Genomic DNA, 16,375 nt, shown 5'->3' with positions numbered 1-16,375 from the left:
TCCCTTACTGAATTAATCGACTTGTATATGCGCCAGAATCTGTACTGGTCCCACCAGCCGTTCCTGCTCCTACTCTTTTAACAAATGTACCTTTAATGGAGTCGTCTCCGCTCAGCCGTTCTTGAAGAAAAAAGTAGGCAAATCCTTCAATGGTTTTCTTTCTTGAATCCCCGTTCGGATCGTTACTATAAACTATGACCAGCATTAAGCGTTCACAATCTCTTTGTGTGATGTCATTATCCGGACATGCATCTATCCGATGATCAACGGCTCTTTCGGTAGGACCACTAATATTCCCTGTCTGGGTATTAATTATCTGGCCGACCTGTAAAGAGGAATCGTACCCGTCCCGCAAAGTTTGTTCATATTCTTTTGCTCCCGGCGCTTCAAATGCAAGAATACCAAAAAAGCCGGTCTCTGAACCTCCAGGACCTACCTTTAAACTATACGTTTCTCCATAATTTAATGGTATATCTTTTTCAATACCTAGAGGTACTGCGCCTTCAGCTTCACTTATAACACCAAGTCCCGCTTTAGCGTCAGCCTTTAAATTAATGGATTCCACACCAAACAAGGCAGAAAAGAAAAGATCGACCGGCTTTTCCAAAGCCACTTCCACTTGTTCGTTACCTGTTACTACAGCTTCTGATAAACTAGGAACTTCATCATGAGCTTCCAGCACTTCTTCTACTACCTCCTTTACTTTTTGTTCAGAATTTGGTAACTCCTGAGAACTTGATAAGACAGAAGCGTTGGCCGTTTTCTGCAGATGGCTTTGCGTTTGATAAAGATGTCCCGCATCCACCACTAACCCCATTATAACAATTGCGATCGATAAACCTAGTGCCATTAATATTATCGAGCTTCCATTTTCTTTATTTAGTGTTTCCCGCCATTTTTTCATACCCCTCACTCCACCCGTATCGTTGAGTTGGTACTAAGTTCCAGATCCCCTGAAAAATCTCCCAGCATTCCAAATATCTCTTGATCATAGGATAAGTTAACTTCTACATAGTCTCCTGAATTTCTTGCTGCAGGGCTTATAGACACATGCAACTGTTCAGAATCCCCTGCATGGAAATTTTCTCTGGCAAAATTGACAATCGTTTCATCTGTTTCCCCGAAACCAGCTATTCTCACCGTTTCCTGGGTCACAAGCTCCATCTGCAGGTACGTATAAAACACACGTCCAAAGTCCACGATGCCTACAAGCAGAAGAATGATTAAAGGCAGCACCAGCGCAAACTCCACTAAAGCCTGGCCGTCTTCTTTTCGTATCATAGGAAAAACCATCCTCCGCTGAACATAGCGATAAAAGCTCCCCCTGCAATAGCTACCCCATAAGGATAAGTCGCCTTCAAAGAACCTCTCGGAAATCCTATAGAGGTGTTTTTATCTTTTTTCCGTATGGAAATAGAGTAAATAATGGAACGCAGCAGGCCGCGGCGGAACAATAAAACAAATACCGCCAGTATCCCCCCAAGAACCGCCGTATAAATAAAGGATTGAAAAACGAATGTTCCGCCTTTAAGCGCTCCAATCAGCCCTAATAACTTTACATCTCCCGCTCCTATACCTCCTAATATAAAAGGTAGTAATAAAAGACTAAACCCGATTAAAAGACCAAGGAAAGAATGAAAAAAACCTTCAATTCCTGAGGAAATAAAGTGATAAACAAACGCTGCCAGTATGCCGGGGTAAATTACTTTATTGTAAATTTTTCTGTTCTTAACATCCGTTATCACGCACAGCAGTAGTATACTTACTAATACTATATCTATCATTGTTTTCATCCTTTCCTTAAACTTTTGAGGTTTTAAAAAAGACCCTTCCTAATAAAGGAGGGCCCGTGTTATATCTTTTATTATGTCGTTTCCCCAGTTAGCGTATCTGTTATTTCTGTAAAGAAATCAGCAATTTGCTCTCCCAGGAGAATAAGCACAGCAATAACTCCAACAGCAATAAGACCAAGAATTAAACCGTACTCTGTCATACCTTGACCTTCTTCTTCTATAAAAAATCTTTTAATCATTTCTTCCATATTAAAACCCCCTCTTAATTTATGAAAAGTTAAGCTTTAAATCTATAGTCAGACTACTATTCACACAAAAACAAGTGTGTCTCCAATTTCAACACCTGCTGCTGTAATACTCCCTGCCGGCATTTCCACCACTGATCGGGTTCCAGGAAACTTCTTTCCTAGTTTACCTTTCCCCAGATTTTTCTCCATACCTACTATTCCACAATGATGATCCAAATATAGAACATCAATAGAATAACGCATGTAAAAGGTATGGATGGATCGGCAGGGACTTATGTGAATTCCTGTGTTTATTGGTAATGCATTTGTAAACATTAGGCCCAGTAACCGTTTATTGAATGTGTAAGCCTTTCTGACTTCATTTAAAACAATTTGATTTGATTTACGGTCCATTAGCTTCACTATCATTCACCTCGAACCAAACTTCAACTTACTATGTTTATTATGGCTTATAAATTTTAAATTCACTATCCCCTCCTGTTCTCAGTTTTTAATTCACTTTGAGTGAATATAGCTGATTTAACCAGAATAACTTTAAAAACAACACCTTGTTCCTATATCTATCCTTGTGGGTACATTTATCTAAGTCTTTTGATCTGTCTGGCTGTATTTAATCTGGTACATTTTAGATATAGCATTCGCCCGATTCTTTACGTCCATCTTTTGAAAAATTTTAGTAACATGATTTTTTACGGTATGCTCACTAATATAAAGCTCTTGTGCTATTTTCTTATTATTCGATCCTTTCAAAAGCAGATTCATAACCTCTCGTTCTCTAGTAGATAAATGGAATACTTCCTGCATTATCAAGTCTCCCATAGGTGCCAATTCTTCTGCCGGTTTGCCGGGCCGGTAAAGAAACTCTTGTTCTACTACTTCTTTATTTTTTAAATAATCATTAACCTTTTTCAGCACATCCTTCTTTATTAAATGATTCAATTGGATTCCTTCTATCTTTTTTTCATTTTCTATATATAGAGTTACCACTGCTAAGATATGGCTTAGTGTTGTATAATTTTTGGAAACGCCTTTAAAACCCCCTTTGATTAGATCTTTAGATTCCGATATTAAACGAATTACCTCCGGGTTTATCTGCTGTTTATTTAAAAATTCAGCAGTATATGTGTCCAATAAGCCGGCTTCAGTAATATCTTTTATTTTTGATAAGGAAAACTCCTGATAACCCATAAAATCAACTAAAAATGCTGCTTTTTCTACTGATAAATAAAAAGCTTCAGGATTAAATTGTTCTAATGTCTGATGAAGAATAGTGACAAGGTTCTTCTCTTCCTTGTCCTTTCTTTTATCCAGCCTTTCTAAAGCGAGACCGCCGACTATGGTAACAGTTTGCATAAATGCTATTTTTTTAGTCAGTATTTCGTCAGGCACTTTCTTTTTATTTAAGTCAACGCAAAGCACTGCGAGTACTTCTCCATTTGTAAAAAGGGGGCATTCAATAACCTGGTTGTTCCATGGAGTTGTATGGGTTATTGGTCCTTCTTCTACTTTTTTTCTTTTATCTATTGAAAAATAACGTTTCACTATTTCTTTAGCATAAACAGAAAAATCGGGATGTGATCTTCCTCGCGACATAATGTGAAAACTTTCCTCATCGTTTTTTTTGAGCACAATACAGGCAGATTTGCTATTCCCGACATGAATCCCCATGTCCAAAAGCATATATAGCATATTTTTTTTATTTAAAGTAGACACCATTAAATGAAAAGCTTCTATTAAGTAGTTTAAGGTTTCTTCTTGTTCTTTTTTGTCTGTCTGTAAATCAGTTGTAACTTGTTGTTTTTCTATTAAATTTCCAATGATACAACAAATATTTTGAAAATTCCGAGTAAAGTAAGCGGATAATGTACTACCTCCAAACAATAACTTTTGTATTTTTTCCTGATTGTATATTGGGAGACAAAACAAAGAATTAAAACGAATGTTTTTACAATTTGGATGTAAGCTATTGGCATCTTGCTTTATATTTTCCCAATACTTTGCTTTTCCTGTGACCAACACGCGGCCGAACAGTCCCTCTCCTATCGTGAAAACCATATTTTGAAATACATACGCATTTTTTCCGCTGGTTGTAACAACTTCAAACTCTTCTTCATTCTTTCTTTCTGCCACTCCAACTATTTCCATCTCTTCAAAAACACATTGAAACTTTTGAAGAAATGAATGATCTAGTTCTAAATTATTCATCGATAACTCATAGAGAAATGATACGTATTTCTGTTCTGCATTTCTATTAGAGAATTTATTTATTTCCAATGAAAGAAAGTGCGCAACCTTATTTATTTTTTCTAACCAGATATTCTCTGTTTCTATACTTATTACTGGAACTTCCCTAAAAAAAGTCTGCCATTCTAAAGGATTAGAATATGTATAGATTAAATCCGCTTCTACCGAGGAAATGGATTTTTCTTCTTTTAATAATCCTGCCCATAAAAAATAAGTGTACTCTTCCAAAAAAATAGGAGCTGCGATTGAATACAGACCAGGCCTTATCTGAAACAGCATAGGTTCTTTCATTTCCTTTTGAGAAATACTCATGCCTTTAATTTCAGTTGTAAAACACTCTTTGGCTTCCTTACAGATTTTTTGATTTACTATGTTATTCTGTTTTATCATAACTACTTCTTTTTGCTTATTATCAATGACTGAGAAAGAAAGATTGTATAACTCTCCATATGTATGTAATAAGCTCTCTATATGTTCTACTTGTTGATTAGTTAACATTCTATCTCCTCCTCTCTCTTTCATGGTATACACAATGTTTTTTAGAATATGAAGAAACTTATAATATAAACTTTATATATTGTATTCATATTTTGTTCACCATAATAAATTACTACCAAAGTGTCAATGTTTCATCCCTATATATTAGTATATAAGAACTTGTTTTAATTAGAATACTAATTTTTTCATTAAATTAATAGATACAAAGTCTCTTATTTGTTAATAATATTTATCAATTTCTATTTTCATAACATATTATGATTTTTTTATGATTCTTAAGTCCTTTTATTTTATCATTTTTAATATTAGTCGCTGTATAGCAGTAAATTCTTAACCAGGAGATCAAGCCGCCATAGCTGCTGGCTGCTTTTGATTATTAGTCATTCTCTTCTATTATTTAAAAGATTGCACTTTATGGATAGAACGCAAATAACGTCCGTAAAGTCTAATGACTTTACGGACGAACGAATAAACCGAGATTTAATTTGTTGTTTTATTAATATAAGTATAGTGGAGCTGGCCTTCTGAAAAAAGAACAAACTATAAAAACCTCGAATGCTTGCGCCTGTCTATCATTTAAAAAACATCTTTTATTCTAGTGTTGTTTAGCTAGATCGCTTTTTTCTAAAATATTGACCTGCGACCCAGCGAATACAAAAAGCAGTCCAGCTGCCTAACGTACCTCCAGCAGTATTTAACATAACATCGTCCACATCGGCAACCCGGTATGTAAAGGCAAATTGAACTGATTCAATACCAACGGACACCAGGCAGGCCAAAAATGGCACCACCCATATTATTTTGTCCCTGGAACGAATGCATAATCCCAACAGCAGGCCAAAAGGAAAAAACAGAACAATGTTTCCAGCCAAGATGACGAGTGGATCGATGAGATTGTCACTGTATAACGTAATATTTACAATACTCTCCAAGGGCTGCAGGTTATAATTTCGGTTGCCAGGCCCCTGATTCCCATAGGAAGAGCCATAGTTCCAGGCAAAAAGCGTCACGTAGAACAGCGCCGTCATATACATACTAAATAAAACAATAATTCCCTTACGCCATCTACAGCCGTTTGGCTCTTTGGGAGTCTGTGTATCATTGGTCACAACCATACCTACTTTCTTTCATTCCTCATCCTTCTATTCTTATTTTAAACTTATTGCCGAGCATCTCTCTATTGACTCTCCATTACTTTAAATGATCACCTATAATCGCTCTTCTTTTGTAAATAAAAACAAGGAAACAATGCGCACTGCGCCTGTTTCCTTGTGGAATCATACACTATATTCTTCCCAGTATTCCTCTGTGAAAGTATAAGTGTTATGGTTACTTTTTGTTCATGCGAGGAAGCACGTTGTTCAAGGCGTCGTTAATGGTGACAACCCCCAGGAACTCGGAGCCATCCATGACCACCGCCAGCTGCTCCCTGGACCGACGCATGCTTGTAAGAGCTTCATGCAGGAGTGTTTTTGAGGGCAGGACGAACGCCGGGCGAGCAAGCTCCCTGGCCGGCCGGTCTGCCGGCTCGAGCAGCGTATCGCGCACATGAACGACTTCTGGAATTGCCTCCCCCTCGGTTATGAGAAGAATGCGTTTGTGACCGGACTGTTCTGTAGCCCTTTGGACATCATAGACGGTAGCATCTGATGCTATCGTTGTGGGAGAACTTTGTTTTGGAATCAAATCAGCGACCTGCATGGTTTCCAGATCAAGCGCGCCTGAAATCGGCGTGCGCATGGAGGCATCGAGTGCACCGACGTTAGCCGAATGTTCTACAAGGTGGCGGATCGTCGCCGCATTCTGCCCTCCAATCGCGGCCGTCTCGACTGGTTCGACGCCCGAAGCTTTCACGAGCCGATTGGCAATCCCATTGACCCACGAAAGCAGAGGGCGGAATGGCCAGATAAAGAGGCGTGCAGGTACACCGATCAGAATAGCCGATTTTTCAGGATGAGCGATAGCCCATGATTTCGGTGCCATTTCGCCAATAACGAGATGCAGGAACGTTACAATCAGCAGGGATAAGACGAAAGAAGTTCCGTCCGCCAGCCAGTATGGAATTCCTGTCTCCGTAAAGACAGGGGAAAACCAGGCATCGACAGCCGGTTTGGTCACCGCACCAAGAGCGAACGTACACACCGTGATTCCCAGCTGGGCCCCGGCAAGCAGGACGGTAAGTTCATTCACCGACCGCAGGGCAGCACGGGCCCCGCGGCTGGTTACCGCGGCCTCTTCAAGCCGGTGCCGCCGGGCTCCAAGAAGGGCAAATTCAATAATGACGAAGAACGCGCTGAGTGCAATGATTCCTGTGGTCACGATTAGAATAATCCAGGGGTTAGTCATTGTTCCCCCTCCTAAGCGGAGCCGACGTTGATCCTGATTCTGTCTGGACTTCCGATTCATCCAGTGTCAGGTAGATTAAAGTGGGAACCCGTCTGTCTATCTCGACTATTTTCGCTTGTAAGTAGCGGCGGACCGGTTCATCATGTACAAGATCAGCGGGATCTTCTGGTAACTCGACCCTGATTGTTTCATCAAGGGCGGGGAGGGTACCACCATAAGCAATAAGCATTCCAGCCATTGTTTCATAATCGCCGCGCGGCAGTTGATAACCGATTTCGCGTTCGGCCTCATCGACATGAACATCTCCGCCCATCTGCCAGGCCCCTTCCTTATCAGACTCAACGACCATCGGTAGTTCATCGTCGTGTTCATCGGAGATTTCACCGACCACCTCTTCAGCCAAGTCTTCTAAGGTTAGAATGCCGGTAAACCCGCCATACTCATCAATGACACAAGCGAGGGCATTCTGCGAATCGATCATCTGCGCTCGTGCCTCCGGCAGAGCCATCACGGTAGGAAGGACCAGCGGTGGCTTCATAATCGCAGAAACCGGGGCATCGGCAGCCAAAGGCGAGGCTAACACATCGACGAGATGCACCACCCCGACTGGTTCATCCTCGGTATTAATAACCGGGTAGCGGGTGTGTGCCTTGGCCATCAAGGACCGTACCTCCCCAATCGTAATATCCGGTTCGATCATATCCGCGCGCGAGCGCGGGATCATCGCATGTTCAACATCGCGCTGCGGAAAGTCAAGAATGCGATCAAGTATGATAGACAGCTCTTTTGGCAAATCCCCGCTTTCGCGGGAATCGGCCACAATGTGCTCCAGGTCGCGTGCGGTTGCACTGCTATCAAGGTCATGAACCGGTTCGATTCTTAACAGCCGTAAAAATCCATTGGCTGACTTATCAAAAATTGCAATCAACCACCCGAAAACAATAAGATAAATATTCGTTGAACGGGCAAGCCCCCGGGCCAACGGTTCAGGGTTAGCAATCGCGAGGTTTTTGGGATACAACTCTCCAAAAATCATCTGTACAATCGTCGCTAGAACCAAAGCCAGTATGGTACCGACCGAAATGCCAACCGCAGCAGGCACGCCAACCCCACCGAGCAGGATGCCCAAACTTTGTCCGACAAGCGGTTCAGCCACGTACCCGACAAGCAGACCCGTAACCGTAATACCCAGTTGAGCGCCGGAAAGCATAAACGATGTCCGCTTGGTGACCGCCAATGCCTGTTTAGCTGCACTATCGCCTTCATCGGCCAGTGCACCCAGACGGGAACGGTCAACAGACATATAGGCAAACTCCTGCGCAACGAAATACCCATTGGCGGCGATGATAGCAAGAATCACGATGATGCCCAGCAGTAGAGTTAGTATGGCTATCAACATAAGGGATCTCCCACTTCATTTCTTAAATGGGCCCGTGTACAATCATCAAAATTCTCTACAGTGGGGACGGATCTAATCGAGAGTGGGTCATCGGTGTCGCGATTAGTTGGTTGTGATGACATGGACATTCTTCTTTTTCCTCCATTATGTGTATATTGTTTTTTTAATAATACATAAAACTAAATTTAAAAACAAGAAAACAAGTCATGCGCCGGTTTTCTTTTCATATGGCGCCATATTGGTATAGTACCACTAAATGGAGCAAATGTTTAAAGAAGTTCCTTTTCGAATAAGGCGATCTTTAAATACGATCACTACAGCCATAATAGAGCCCAGCTGGATAACGACTTTAAACGTATTTGCTACTTCCTGTGTAAAGAGTTCTGCTGACTGAAATAACATATTATCGATAATAATCATATGGCCTGTAGAAGAAATGGGCGCAAATTCTGTCCATCCCTCTACCATTCCAAACACAAAAGCAACGAACCATTCACCCTATGCCATCCTACTTTTCTAATGGAGTATAAATAATTACTGCTTATACAATGTATTAAAAAACCCAGCAATAAACAAGGAACTACTTATTATTATTCTCTTCTATCGAGCCTGAATAAAATAAGATTGACAAAGAGGCAATAGAAGGATACATTATAAGAAATAACTTGATATCCTTTGGAAAAAGGGGAGTAGCTTTTTCAATAAAATCGTCAGGACGGGAGCAATCCCCGGTTTTATTGGCAGCCTTGCGCTGTTAGCGAGACCTTTACCTATGAGACGGGTGAAGGCTTTTTTGTGCCTTCACCGCCTCAGCGGTGAAGGTTTTTTGTGTATCTGCGCAAAATTCATATCGTGTCAGGGTACCAGGTTTATCTTGAAAAGGAGAAGATAAACATGGAATTTAGTTTGCTGCTGGAATATGGATGGGTCCTTATCGTTTTGATACTTATTGAGGGAGTGCTGGCTGCTGATAATGCGCTCGTCCTCGCCGTGATGGTCAAAAAGCTGCCGCCGGAAAAGAGGAAAAAAGCGTTATTTTATGGACTGGCGGGGGCGTTTTTCTTTCGTGTTGCCTCTTTGTTCATTATATCGTTTCTCATTGACGTATGGCAGGTACAGGCCATCGGGGCTCTCTATCTCTTATTGATTGCGCTCCATCATATTATCCGAAAAGTCTGGTTCCATAAAGAAGGCGCGTTGGAAAAAAAGACGCCGGAACATGCCGAAAAGCCTGCAGGGTTCTGGCTTACCGTAGCAAAAGTGGAAGTAGCAGATATTGCCTTTGCGGTCGATTCCATTCTCGCCGCCGTCGCTTTGGCGGTGACACTGCCCCGGACCAACCTGCCCATAATAGGCGGAATGGACGGCGGGCAGTTTCTCGTTATTCTGACAGGCGGACTGATTGGCGTCGTGATTATGCGATTTGCAGCCGGCCGGTTTGTTACCCTGCTCGAAAAAAGACCAAGGCTGGAAATTGCCGCGTTTGCTATTGTCGGCTGGGTTGGGGTGAAGTTGATGGTTCATACCCTTTCCCATCCCGCTTTATCGGTACTGCCGGAACATTTTGCGGAATCCACTCTTTGGAAAACTTCGTTTTATATTGTGCTGATCGGTATTGCGGCAGCCGGGTGGATACTATCCAAAGATAAAAGAGCACCGCAGGAAACCGCGGCACCTATAGAAAGCTCTACCAGCTACAAATAAAGCACATCTACATGAATCAGACAGGAGGCGGATTACCCGTTTTTTTCTAAAGTATTGATCTGCTCTCCAGAGAATACAAAAAGCGTTCCAGCTGCCTGCCATATCTCCAGCCGTATTTGAAATAACACCGGCCCATCGGCAGCCCTGCGCGTAATTATAAATTGCCTTAGATTCTCTAAAGGGGGGTCTTTCATGAAAAACCGGGAAAGGAATGGGGAGAGAGAAATGGCTAAAGGAGATTATCAGGCGGGAAAAGAAGCTTTAACCGTTATAGGAGTTGGATTAGGTTTGATGGTCGTGACTTTTGCCATCCTCCATTTTGTACTTGGGGTACCCTTTTTCCCATCCTAACGTGTAGCAATAGAGAATAAAGGAGAGACTGTGGTGGAAGAGTGGATTATCGATTTTATCGAACGATTTGGATACGGGAGCGTCTTTTTTCTTATTGCTTTGGAAAACATTTTCCCTCCGATTCCATCTGAAATCATTTTAACGTTTAGTGGTTTTATGACGACCACCTCCGCTCTTCATATCCCAGGCGTCGTGGTAGCTTCCACCTTGGGATCCGTTTTTGGAGCAATGATTCTTTATGGCATTGGCCGTTTAATCAACGTCGACCGGATGGAAATCTTTGTGGAAAAATACGGTCGCTATCTTCGGCTATCGAAAAAAGATGTTCAACGGGCCGATGCCTGGTTTGCAAAGTATGGCGTTTGGACGATCTTTTTTTGTCGCATGATTCCGTTGGTGCGAAGCTTGATTTCCATTCCGGCAGGGATGGCTAAAATGAACATTACTATTTTTCTTCTTTTTACGACAGCTGGGACCCTGATTTGGAACATTGTTTTAGTGAATCTAGGAGCCGCTGTGGGGGAATCATGGATAGATATTTTAGGGTTTTTGGATCTTTATTCGTCTATTGCTTACGTTGGTTTAGGCGTAGCCGCTTTGTGGGTCCTCCTCCTTTTCCTCAAACGGTTTCAAAAAAACGGAAAAAAAGAACACATAAAATAGGTGAGTTACAAATAGCCCAATGGCCCTTGCTCCATTTAATTCGATGGTTTTATTCGATTAAACGACATTGTCTGTACTAGTAGGTTGCATAAAAAAACAAATAAAATTTATATTTTCGAAATAATTTAAAAGGACAGGAGGGATACCAAACATGAATTTATTTAACACAAAGGATAAAAAGCTGAATTCTAACACCATAACACGTGTAGCGTCAGGTATAGCTATACTTTTACTACTTGGCAGTTTGTATTTAATTCTGTTTAACTCTACGATATTATTTATCGGGATAGTGGGCTATGTGGTTCTATTGTTACTTATAGTCCTTCTTTTATTATATGTGGTTAGTTTAATTACAGGAGAGCTTTTTGCAGATTATGTTATGAGAAAGCGCAAAAATGATCGAATGTAAAATGAAAAACCCTCTTTTCTGTAAATGACTGGAAGCATACGTTGAGACACTATAAAACACCTGCAACCTGATAGTGAACTGTGCTATGTCCCGTAAGATGGAAAGAATATTAAAGTGTGTTAGAGAGAATCCTGATATGAGAGCCGCAGCTATGAGGCCGTATTCGAAAATAGTTCTATCGATAATGCATCACATAAAAAAAATTAGAATCTAACTAGTTTATTCCCCCACCCTCTCCAAAAAGTGTGGGGGGATTTTTTTCTATAATGTCTTTTCTGATAAGAGGATGATAGCCATTTGCTGTGAATAAAATTTATTTACCCGATGTTAAATCGTCGTGGTTGTAGTTAATATCATATTGATTATCTGGAGAAGCATACTGATTAAAACGAAGTTGCAGTAATTGAAAGAGATGAATCACGATAACTTTCAAAATAGCATACGATGGAATCGCTAAAATAACGCCAAGCACACCAAACAAATGCGCCGCGCTCAACAAAATAAAAATAACCGTAACGGGGTGAATGCGCAGCCGTTTCCCCATAATTTGCGGAGAAATGAATTTCCCTTCCAATAACTGGACAACCGTCCAAACAATAATTAATTTAACTACCATAAAGGGAGAAGTCACCACCGCAATGATGAAAGCTGGAGTAATCGCAATGGCCGGCCCTAAATAAGGAACAATAGCTGTCACACTAGCTATTGCCGCTAAAAGAAGAGCATAATCCAACCCTATAATGAGAAAGCCAATATACATGCTCACCCCAATACATAAACTAACAAGCAGTTGACCGAGAATATACGAACCAATTTGGTGATCAATATCGTGGATAATTTTAGCCGCGTCTCCCCTTATTTTGGGCGGAAACAACCGCAACAGAGCTTGAGGAAACCGCTCCCCCTCTTTAAGTAAATAAAATAAAATAAACGGCAATGTGATAATTGCTACCACGATAGTTGTCACCTGAGCCACCACAGCAGCTAATCCAGAGAAGGTTTCCCCCGCATAACTAGATATAGTAGAGGGAAGATCGGTTACAAAGGAATCGATACTGGAAGACATACTCGCGTACATGTCTTGAAAAATGGAATGCTGCAACCACCTATCCATCCCCGTACCCATCTCCGCTATGTAATCTGGGAACGCTTGAGACAGCTCGATTATTTGGCGTTCTAAAAAAGGGACTATCGCTGCTATCAGTACAACAATGGACCCAATTAATAAACAGAGAATAATCAATATACTGATGAGACGTTTTACTCCTCTCTTCTCTAAAAAGGTCACAATAGGACGTAATAAGTAATATGCCACTACAGCCAAAATCAATGGCAGGGCTATGGTTTCGATAATCACCATAAAGGGATGAAAGATAAATGAAATATGAGAGTAGACCCAAATAATGACACCAATAAACAAAAGTAAACCTAGGGTGTACACTAGGTTTTTTCCGCCTAAGAATTGAAAATATCGTGAAGGTTGATTGGACATTATGTTCTCCCTCTATATTAGTTTGCTTGTTTAAAAATAGGCTGGTATACAGTTAAAACAGCCACGTTGTAAAAAGGCTGTTTTTTCTATAGTAAAAGGAAGTATAGTGCACGTATATCCTTTCTCGTTTTTGTATAAACCTCATTTTAATACCCTTTTAAACAGATGCTATCTATAGAAGAAACATCATCCTTTAATACCAACAGTACCTCATTATATTTTTGAATACGTGGGGATCGAATTTACGGACTATATTATTGGAAAAGCCAATAAGCCAAACGAAATTAGTCATGATCCGCATGCGCTAACAAAAGCACAAGTATGGAACAAAGAGATGAAATACTCTATTTCTACGTAAAAAGCTTCAGCCTTTTGCAGGAAAGGCTGAAGCTTTTTATTAGCATTTATTTGTCTTTTGTCTGGTTGTATCCTATCCCAATATCTACATCCCAATAAAAATATTTTCCTATTATTTAGCGGCTTTGTTTTTCAGGAAGGCATAGGATGAAGCAATACGGCATGATATACTATACAACTACACACATTTAATGCATAGATACATAGTATTATTTCCTAATGTAAATGACATAATAACGATAAAATACGATTAGAAGTGAGGATTTACGATGATTGCAAAGACAGAAGAGGACTTTACAGGATTAAAAGAAATTGGTGCCATTTGCGGAGGAATCCGGGATACATTAGTTCAGGCCGTTAAACCGGGCATCACGACGAAAGAACTTGATGATATGGCAGGAGAGCTGTTTAAAAAAGCAGGCGCTGTCTCTGCTCCAAAAGGAGAATACGACTTTCCCGGCTATACGTGCATCAGCGTGAATGAAGAAGCCGCACACGGAATTCCAGGAAAACGCACCATTCATGAAGGCGACCTGGTCAATATTGATGTGTCCGGTTCAAAAAATGGTTATTTCGCTGACACCGGTATTTCTTTTGTTGTTGGAAAGAGTGAGCCGATTTTACAGGAAATATGTGACGTGGCTAAAGAGGCATTCGAGGCCGGTCTTCAAAAAGCAAAGCCAGGTTCCAGGAAAAGCGGACTCGGAAAAGCAGCACATAATGTCGCCAGGAGGAATGACCTGACGGTTATCAAAAACCTTACCGGGCACGGGGTGGGACGCTCCATTCACGAAGCACCGGAGAATATTCTCAATTATTACTCCCGCCGGGACGATGAAATTTTAAAAGACGGCATGGTCCTTGCTTTTGAACCATTTATTTCTACATTTGAAGAGGAAGTGTTCCAGTCCGACGATGGCTGGACCTTTCTCACCGAAGAAAGCTTTGTAGCTCAATACGAACACACGATTATTCTTACGAAAGATGGTCCGATTATTACTACACAGTAAACACGCTCACACTACAGGTTTTATTCAAAAAAGCATCCGCCTCTTTATCAAGGGCGGATGTTTTTTCTGTTGTTTACTACAGGTTTCTAGCGTATAGATAACTTTCAATGACTGGTATTAGTATAATGACAGGACTCAAACTAAACAGCAGTTCATACGGAGACTCCAGCGACGGAACAAATAACAGCATCACTCCCGCTGCCAATAATGGAATGGACCAGATTATCATTCGTTTGCCGCCGTATTTATTAATCCGAAACCATTTGTCATCTGATTCATAGGATTGCGGAAATTTCACTCCATATAAGCTGTTCATATTTACTTTTTCTTTATATAAAGGAATAGCTAATGCCATAAACAGACAGGCTGATCCTATATTTATCAGGGCGTAGAATATATTCTCCATAGGACACCTCCCCGTATTTCGGCCTTTTGCTGTTTGCCTATTTATACTGCTGTCCATTCCATTACAAGCTCTGCTTCCCCCGTTTCTTCATCTATCTGCTCTTCTTTGATTATAAAATCATTTCTCAAGTAAAATTGAACCGCCTGGTGATTTTTCTTATAGACTTTTAATTTTATGTGTCTGTATCGTTCTTTAACAAAATCCAGCAGCTCTCTTCCATAGCCCTTCCCCTGATGCTTTATATCAATAAAGAACGCAGCCAGATAGCTGTCCACCATGGAAACAAAGCCTATGATCTCTGCGTCCCTGCATATAACATAGTTTTCAGCCAGCGGAAGATATGTATTTTTCATTGCCTCCCATTGAGACGTCCAATAGGCATGGTCAATAAAATGATGGGCGTCTAATGATCCTTCATGCCATATCGCTACCAACTCATCTATTTCTGTTTCTTTACTTGTTCTTATGTTCATATCATTTACCTTTCCATTGAAAATAGTTCTGCATCATTTAACCGCTGGGAACGAATGTAAGCATTCCAATGTAAACCTGCTGCTGTCGAATGTTCTTCACATCATGGAATAGCCGAACATTATCAGTATGGTAAAGAGAATCAGTAACCCATAATAAGCGGTGTAACGAAAAAACTGCTGATTTAAATACTGAAAAATCTCCCGTACTGTGGTATCTGTTGTAAATAGCCCGCTTTTTTCCACTATCATTTTCGAATACGTGTTTTGTATTTTATATTGAATCACTTCTATTACAAAACGAATAATCATATAATATAAAAACGAAGAGACAAACCATGAATAATTATGGAGATCCCCTATTGACCAGGTGCCGATCCTTATGGAATGCTCCGTCATAATAATAGGCATCGCAAGAAATAAAAGGAAGTATAAATAATCCATCCCATTCAGCAGCATTCTTAGAAATGCGGACAGCCGTCCCGGAAAAATGGAGACATACATTCCTCCCAGCATTTTCGTAACGCGCCCATATTCTTCTATTCTGCGGCTTCGCTTTATATCTTCTGATATTTTATAACGGAGAGGAGGATTTCCCATTACAAAACTCCATGGATAGCTGAAAGATAGGCGGTTTTTCTTTGCTGTCTCCTTCGGCTTTATCCGAATATAAGGGTAATCTATAAATGAATCCATAGAGGATTCAAAATAAGCGCCTACAGTTAAAGGCTTTTCATTCATAACGTCTAACGTATCCACATCATATCGTCTGTTTTTCAGCGAAAGCTGAGTATACCGCTGATATTTCCGAGGCCCTCGGTATCCAAAATAGATAATAAAGATATAAAAAAAGATTGCCGCTACCCATATGTAGTTCTCTTCCATAACGTTCCTCCAGATTCATGTAGCAGTTCTTTATAGTTTTATACCACCACTTTTTTCTTAAAAATTCAGTACCCAGTAGATACTAATTATATTTCCTTAA

At 40.6% G+C, this 16,375-nt stretch carries 19 protein-coding genes and 1 pseudogene; 6 read left to right on the top strand and 14 right to left on the bottom strand.

Annotation, left to right across the window (positions count from 1 at the left end):
• Positions 1 to 4: 4 nt before the first annotated feature.
• The 10 genes and pseudogenes from AC5W14_RS14190 to AC5W14_RS14145 form a co-directional block, all read right to left on the bottom strand.
• On the bottom strand, positions 5 to 904 hold the full coding sequence (locus AC5W14_RS14190) for a Tad domain-containing protein (RefSeq protein ID WP_496058018.1): 900 nt from the start codon (positions 902 to 904) through the stop codon (positions 5 to 7).
• A gap of 5 nt (positions 905 to 909) precedes the next feature.
• On the bottom strand, positions 910 to 1,281 hold the full coding sequence (locus AC5W14_RS14185; RefSeq protein ID WP_496058019.1) for a TadE/TadG family type IV pilus assembly protein: 372 nt from the start codon (positions 1,279 to 1,281) through the stop codon (positions 910 to 912).
• On the bottom strand, positions 1,278 to 1,784 hold the full coding sequence (locus tag AC5W14_RS14180) for an A24 family peptidase (protein ID WP_496194830.1): 507 nt from the start codon (positions 1,782 to 1,784) through the stop codon (positions 1,278 to 1,280). The genes AC5W14_RS14185 and AC5W14_RS14180 overlap by 4 nt, the downstream gene beginning before the upstream one ends.
• Before the next feature lie 80 nt (positions 1,785 to 1,864).
• A complete protein-coding gene (locus AC5W14_RS14175) occupies positions 1,865 to 2,041 on the bottom strand; it encodes a Flp family type IVb pilin (RefSeq protein ID WP_496058021.1) in 177 nt (58 codons plus the stop codon).
• A 60-nt stretch (positions 2,042 to 2,101) separates the two neighbouring features.
• Entirely contained in the window at positions 2,102 to 2,434 is a 333-nt protein-coding gene (locus tag AC5W14_RS14170; protein ID WP_496058219.1) for a DUF192 domain-containing protein, read from the bottom strand.
• Between the two features lie 189 nt (positions 2,435 to 2,623).
• Entirely contained in the window at positions 2,624 to 4,783 is a 2,160-nt protein-coding gene (locus AC5W14_RS14165; RefSeq protein WP_496194829.1) for a response regulator transcription factor, read from the bottom strand.
• Positions 4,784 to 5,388: 605 nt separating this feature from the next.
• A complete protein-coding gene (locus tag AC5W14_RS14160; RefSeq protein ID WP_496194828.1) occupies positions 5,389 to 5,898 on the bottom strand; it encodes a VanZ family protein in 510 nt (169 codons plus the stop codon).
• Positions 5,899 to 6,112: 214 nt separating this feature from the next.
• Entirely contained in the window at positions 6,113 to 7,129 is a 1,017-nt protein-coding gene (locus AC5W14_RS14155; protein ID WP_496194827.1) for a hemolysin family protein, read from the bottom strand.
• The gene (locus AC5W14_RS14150; RefSeq protein WP_496194826.1) at positions 7,122 to 8,528 is read right to left on the bottom strand and encodes a hemolysin family protein; all 1,407 of its coding nucleotides are present in this window, start codon (positions 8,526 to 8,528) and stop codon (positions 7,122 to 7,124) included. Before AC5W14_RS14150 ends, AC5W14_RS14155 begins: the two co-directional genes overlap by 8 nt.
• Before the next feature lie 288 nt (positions 8,529 to 8,816).
• A pseudogene (locus tag AC5W14_RS14145) lies at positions 8,817 to 9,005 on the bottom strand (undecaprenyl-diphosphate phosphatase); the annotation flags it as partial.
• 417 nt (positions 9,006 to 9,422) lie between these two features.
• On the opposite strand from AC5W14_RS14145, the gene AC5W14_RS14140 reads away from it, so the two are divergent.
• The 4 genes from AC5W14_RS14140 to AC5W14_RS14125 all read left to right on the top strand — a co-directional run bounded on the left by AC5W14_RS14140 (position 9,423) and on the right by AC5W14_RS14125 (position 11,655).
• A complete protein-coding gene (locus AC5W14_RS14140; protein WP_496194825.1) occupies positions 9,423 to 10,232 on the top strand; it encodes a TerC family protein in 810 nt (269 codons plus the stop codon).
• Between the two features lie 192 nt (positions 10,233 to 10,424).
• Complete coding sequence (locus AC5W14_RS14135) at positions 10,425 to 10,583, top strand: hypothetical protein (RefSeq protein ID WP_496058027.1); 159 nt, start codon at positions 10,425 to 10,427, stop codon at positions 10,581 to 10,583.
• 33 nt (positions 10,584 to 10,616) lie between these two features.
• The gene (locus AC5W14_RS14130) at positions 10,617 to 11,246 is read left to right on the top strand and encodes a DedA family protein (protein ID WP_496194824.1); all 630 of its coding nucleotides are present in this window, start codon (positions 10,617 to 10,619) and stop codon (positions 11,244 to 11,246) included.
• Between the two features lie 151 nt (positions 11,247 to 11,397).
• Positions 11,398 to 11,655, top strand: a complete 258-nt coding sequence (locus AC5W14_RS14125) for a hypothetical protein (protein WP_496058029.1) — start codon at positions 11,398 to 11,400, stop codon at positions 11,653 to 11,655.
• 313 nt (positions 11,656 to 11,968) lie between these two features.
• Here the strand turns inward: AC5W14_RS14125 and AC5W14_RS14120 are convergent, their stop codons facing one another.
• On the bottom strand, positions 11,969 to 13,147 hold the full coding sequence (locus tag AC5W14_RS14120; protein ID WP_496058030.1) for an AI-2E family transporter: 1,179 nt from the start codon (positions 13,145 to 13,147) through the stop codon (positions 11,969 to 11,971).
• A 229-nt stretch (positions 13,148 to 13,376) separates the two neighbouring features.
• On the opposite strand from AC5W14_RS14120, the gene AC5W14_RS14115 reads away from it, so the two are divergent.
• Positions 13,377 to 13,505, top strand: coding sequence for a hypothetical protein (locus tag AC5W14_RS14115; protein ID WP_496194823.1), 129 nt, complete (start codon positions 13,377 to 13,379; stop codon positions 13,503 to 13,505).
• A gap of 268 nt (positions 13,506 to 13,773) precedes the next feature.
• A complete protein-coding gene (gene map, locus AC5W14_RS14110) occupies positions 13,774 to 14,514 on the top strand; it encodes a type I methionyl aminopeptidase (protein WP_496194822.1) in 741 nt (246 codons plus the stop codon).
• Between the two features lie 76 nt (positions 14,515 to 14,590).
• Here the strand turns inward: map and AC5W14_RS14105 are convergent, their stop codons facing one another.
• The 3 genes from AC5W14_RS14105 to AC5W14_RS14095 form a co-directional block, all read right to left on the bottom strand.
• Positions 14,591 to 14,920, bottom strand: coding sequence for an SdpI family protein (locus tag AC5W14_RS14105; RefSeq protein WP_496194821.1), 330 nt, complete (start codon positions 14,918 to 14,920; stop codon positions 14,591 to 14,593).
• Between the two features lie 41 nt (positions 14,921 to 14,961).
• Entirely contained in the window at positions 14,962 to 15,393 is a 432-nt protein-coding gene (locus AC5W14_RS14100; RefSeq protein WP_496194820.1) for an N-acetyltransferase, read from the bottom strand.
• A 96-nt stretch (positions 15,394 to 15,489) separates the two neighbouring features.
• Positions 15,490 to 16,149, bottom strand: coding sequence for a hypothetical protein (locus AC5W14_RS14095; protein WP_496194819.1), 660 nt, complete (start codon positions 16,147 to 16,149; stop codon positions 15,490 to 15,492).
• Between the last annotated feature and the right edge of the window lie 226 nt (positions 16,150 to 16,375).

It is taken from the genome of Sinobaca sp. TMA16-18, assembly GCF_059510535.1.
Note: the sequence above shows the minus strand (reverse complement) of the source record. Positions and strands in the feature narration are given on the sequence as shown.

Bases quoted from the DNA above. Each gene is read 5' to 3' on its own strand.
- AC5W14_RS14175 (WP_496058021.1), bottom strand. From the start codon at position 2,041: ATGGAAGAAATGATTAAAAGATTTTTTATAGAAGAAGAAGGTCAAGGT.
- AC5W14_RS14140 (WP_496194825.1), top strand. From the start codon at position 9,423: ATGGAATTTAGTTTGCTGCTGGAATATGGATGGGTCCTTATCGTTTTG.
- AC5W14_RS14135 (WP_496058027.1), top strand. From the start codon at position 10,425: ATGAAAAACCGGGAAAGGAATGGGGAGAGAGAAATGGCTAAAGGAGAT.
- AC5W14_RS14120 (WP_496058030.1), bottom strand. From the start codon at position 13,147: ATGTCCAATCAACCTTCACGATATTTTCAATTCTTAGGCGGAAAAAAC.
- AC5W14_RS14185 (WP_496058019.1), bottom strand. From the start codon at position 1,281: ATGATACGAAAAGAAGACGGCCAGGCTTTAGTGGAGTTTGCGCTGGTG.
- AC5W14_RS14160 (WP_496194828.1), bottom strand. From the start codon at position 5,898: ATGGTTGTGACCAATGATACACAGACTCCCAAAGAGCCAAACGGCTGT.
- map (WP_496194822.1), top strand. From the start codon at position 13,774: ATGATTGCAAAGACAGAAGAGGACTTTACAGGATTAAAAGAAATTGGT.
- AC5W14_RS14150 (WP_496194826.1), bottom strand. From the start codon at position 8,528: ATGTTGATAGCCATACTAACTCTACTGCTGGGCATCATCGTGATTCTT.
- AC5W14_RS14165 (WP_496194829.1), bottom strand. From the start codon at position 4,783: ATGTTAACTAATCAACAAGTAGAACATATAGAGAGCTTATTACATACA.
- AC5W14_RS14170 (WP_496058219.1), bottom strand. From the start codon at position 2,434: ATGGACCGTAAATCAAATCAAATTGTTTTAAATGAAGTCAGAAAGGCT.
- AC5W14_RS14105 (WP_496194821.1), bottom strand. From the start codon at position 14,920: ATGGAGAATATATTCTACGCCCTGATAAATATAGGATCAGCCTGTCTG.
- AC5W14_RS14125 (WP_496058029.1), top strand. From the start codon at position 11,398: ATGAATTTATTTAACACAAAGGATAAAAAGCTGAATTCTAACACCATA.
- AC5W14_RS14155 (WP_496194827.1), bottom strand. From the start codon at position 7,129: ATGACTAACCCCTGGATTATTCTAATCGTGACCACAGGAATCATTGCA.
- AC5W14_RS14180 (WP_496194830.1), bottom strand. From the start codon at position 1,784: ATGATAGATATAGTATTAGTAAGTATACTACTGCTGTGCGTGATAACG.
- AC5W14_RS14100 (WP_496194820.1), bottom strand. From the start codon at position 15,393: ATGAACATAAGAACAAGTAAAGAAACAGAAATAGATGAGTTGGTAGCG.
- AC5W14_RS14190 (WP_496058018.1), bottom strand. From the start codon at position 904: ATGAAAAAATGGCGGGAAACACTAAATAAAGAAAATGGAAGCTCGATA.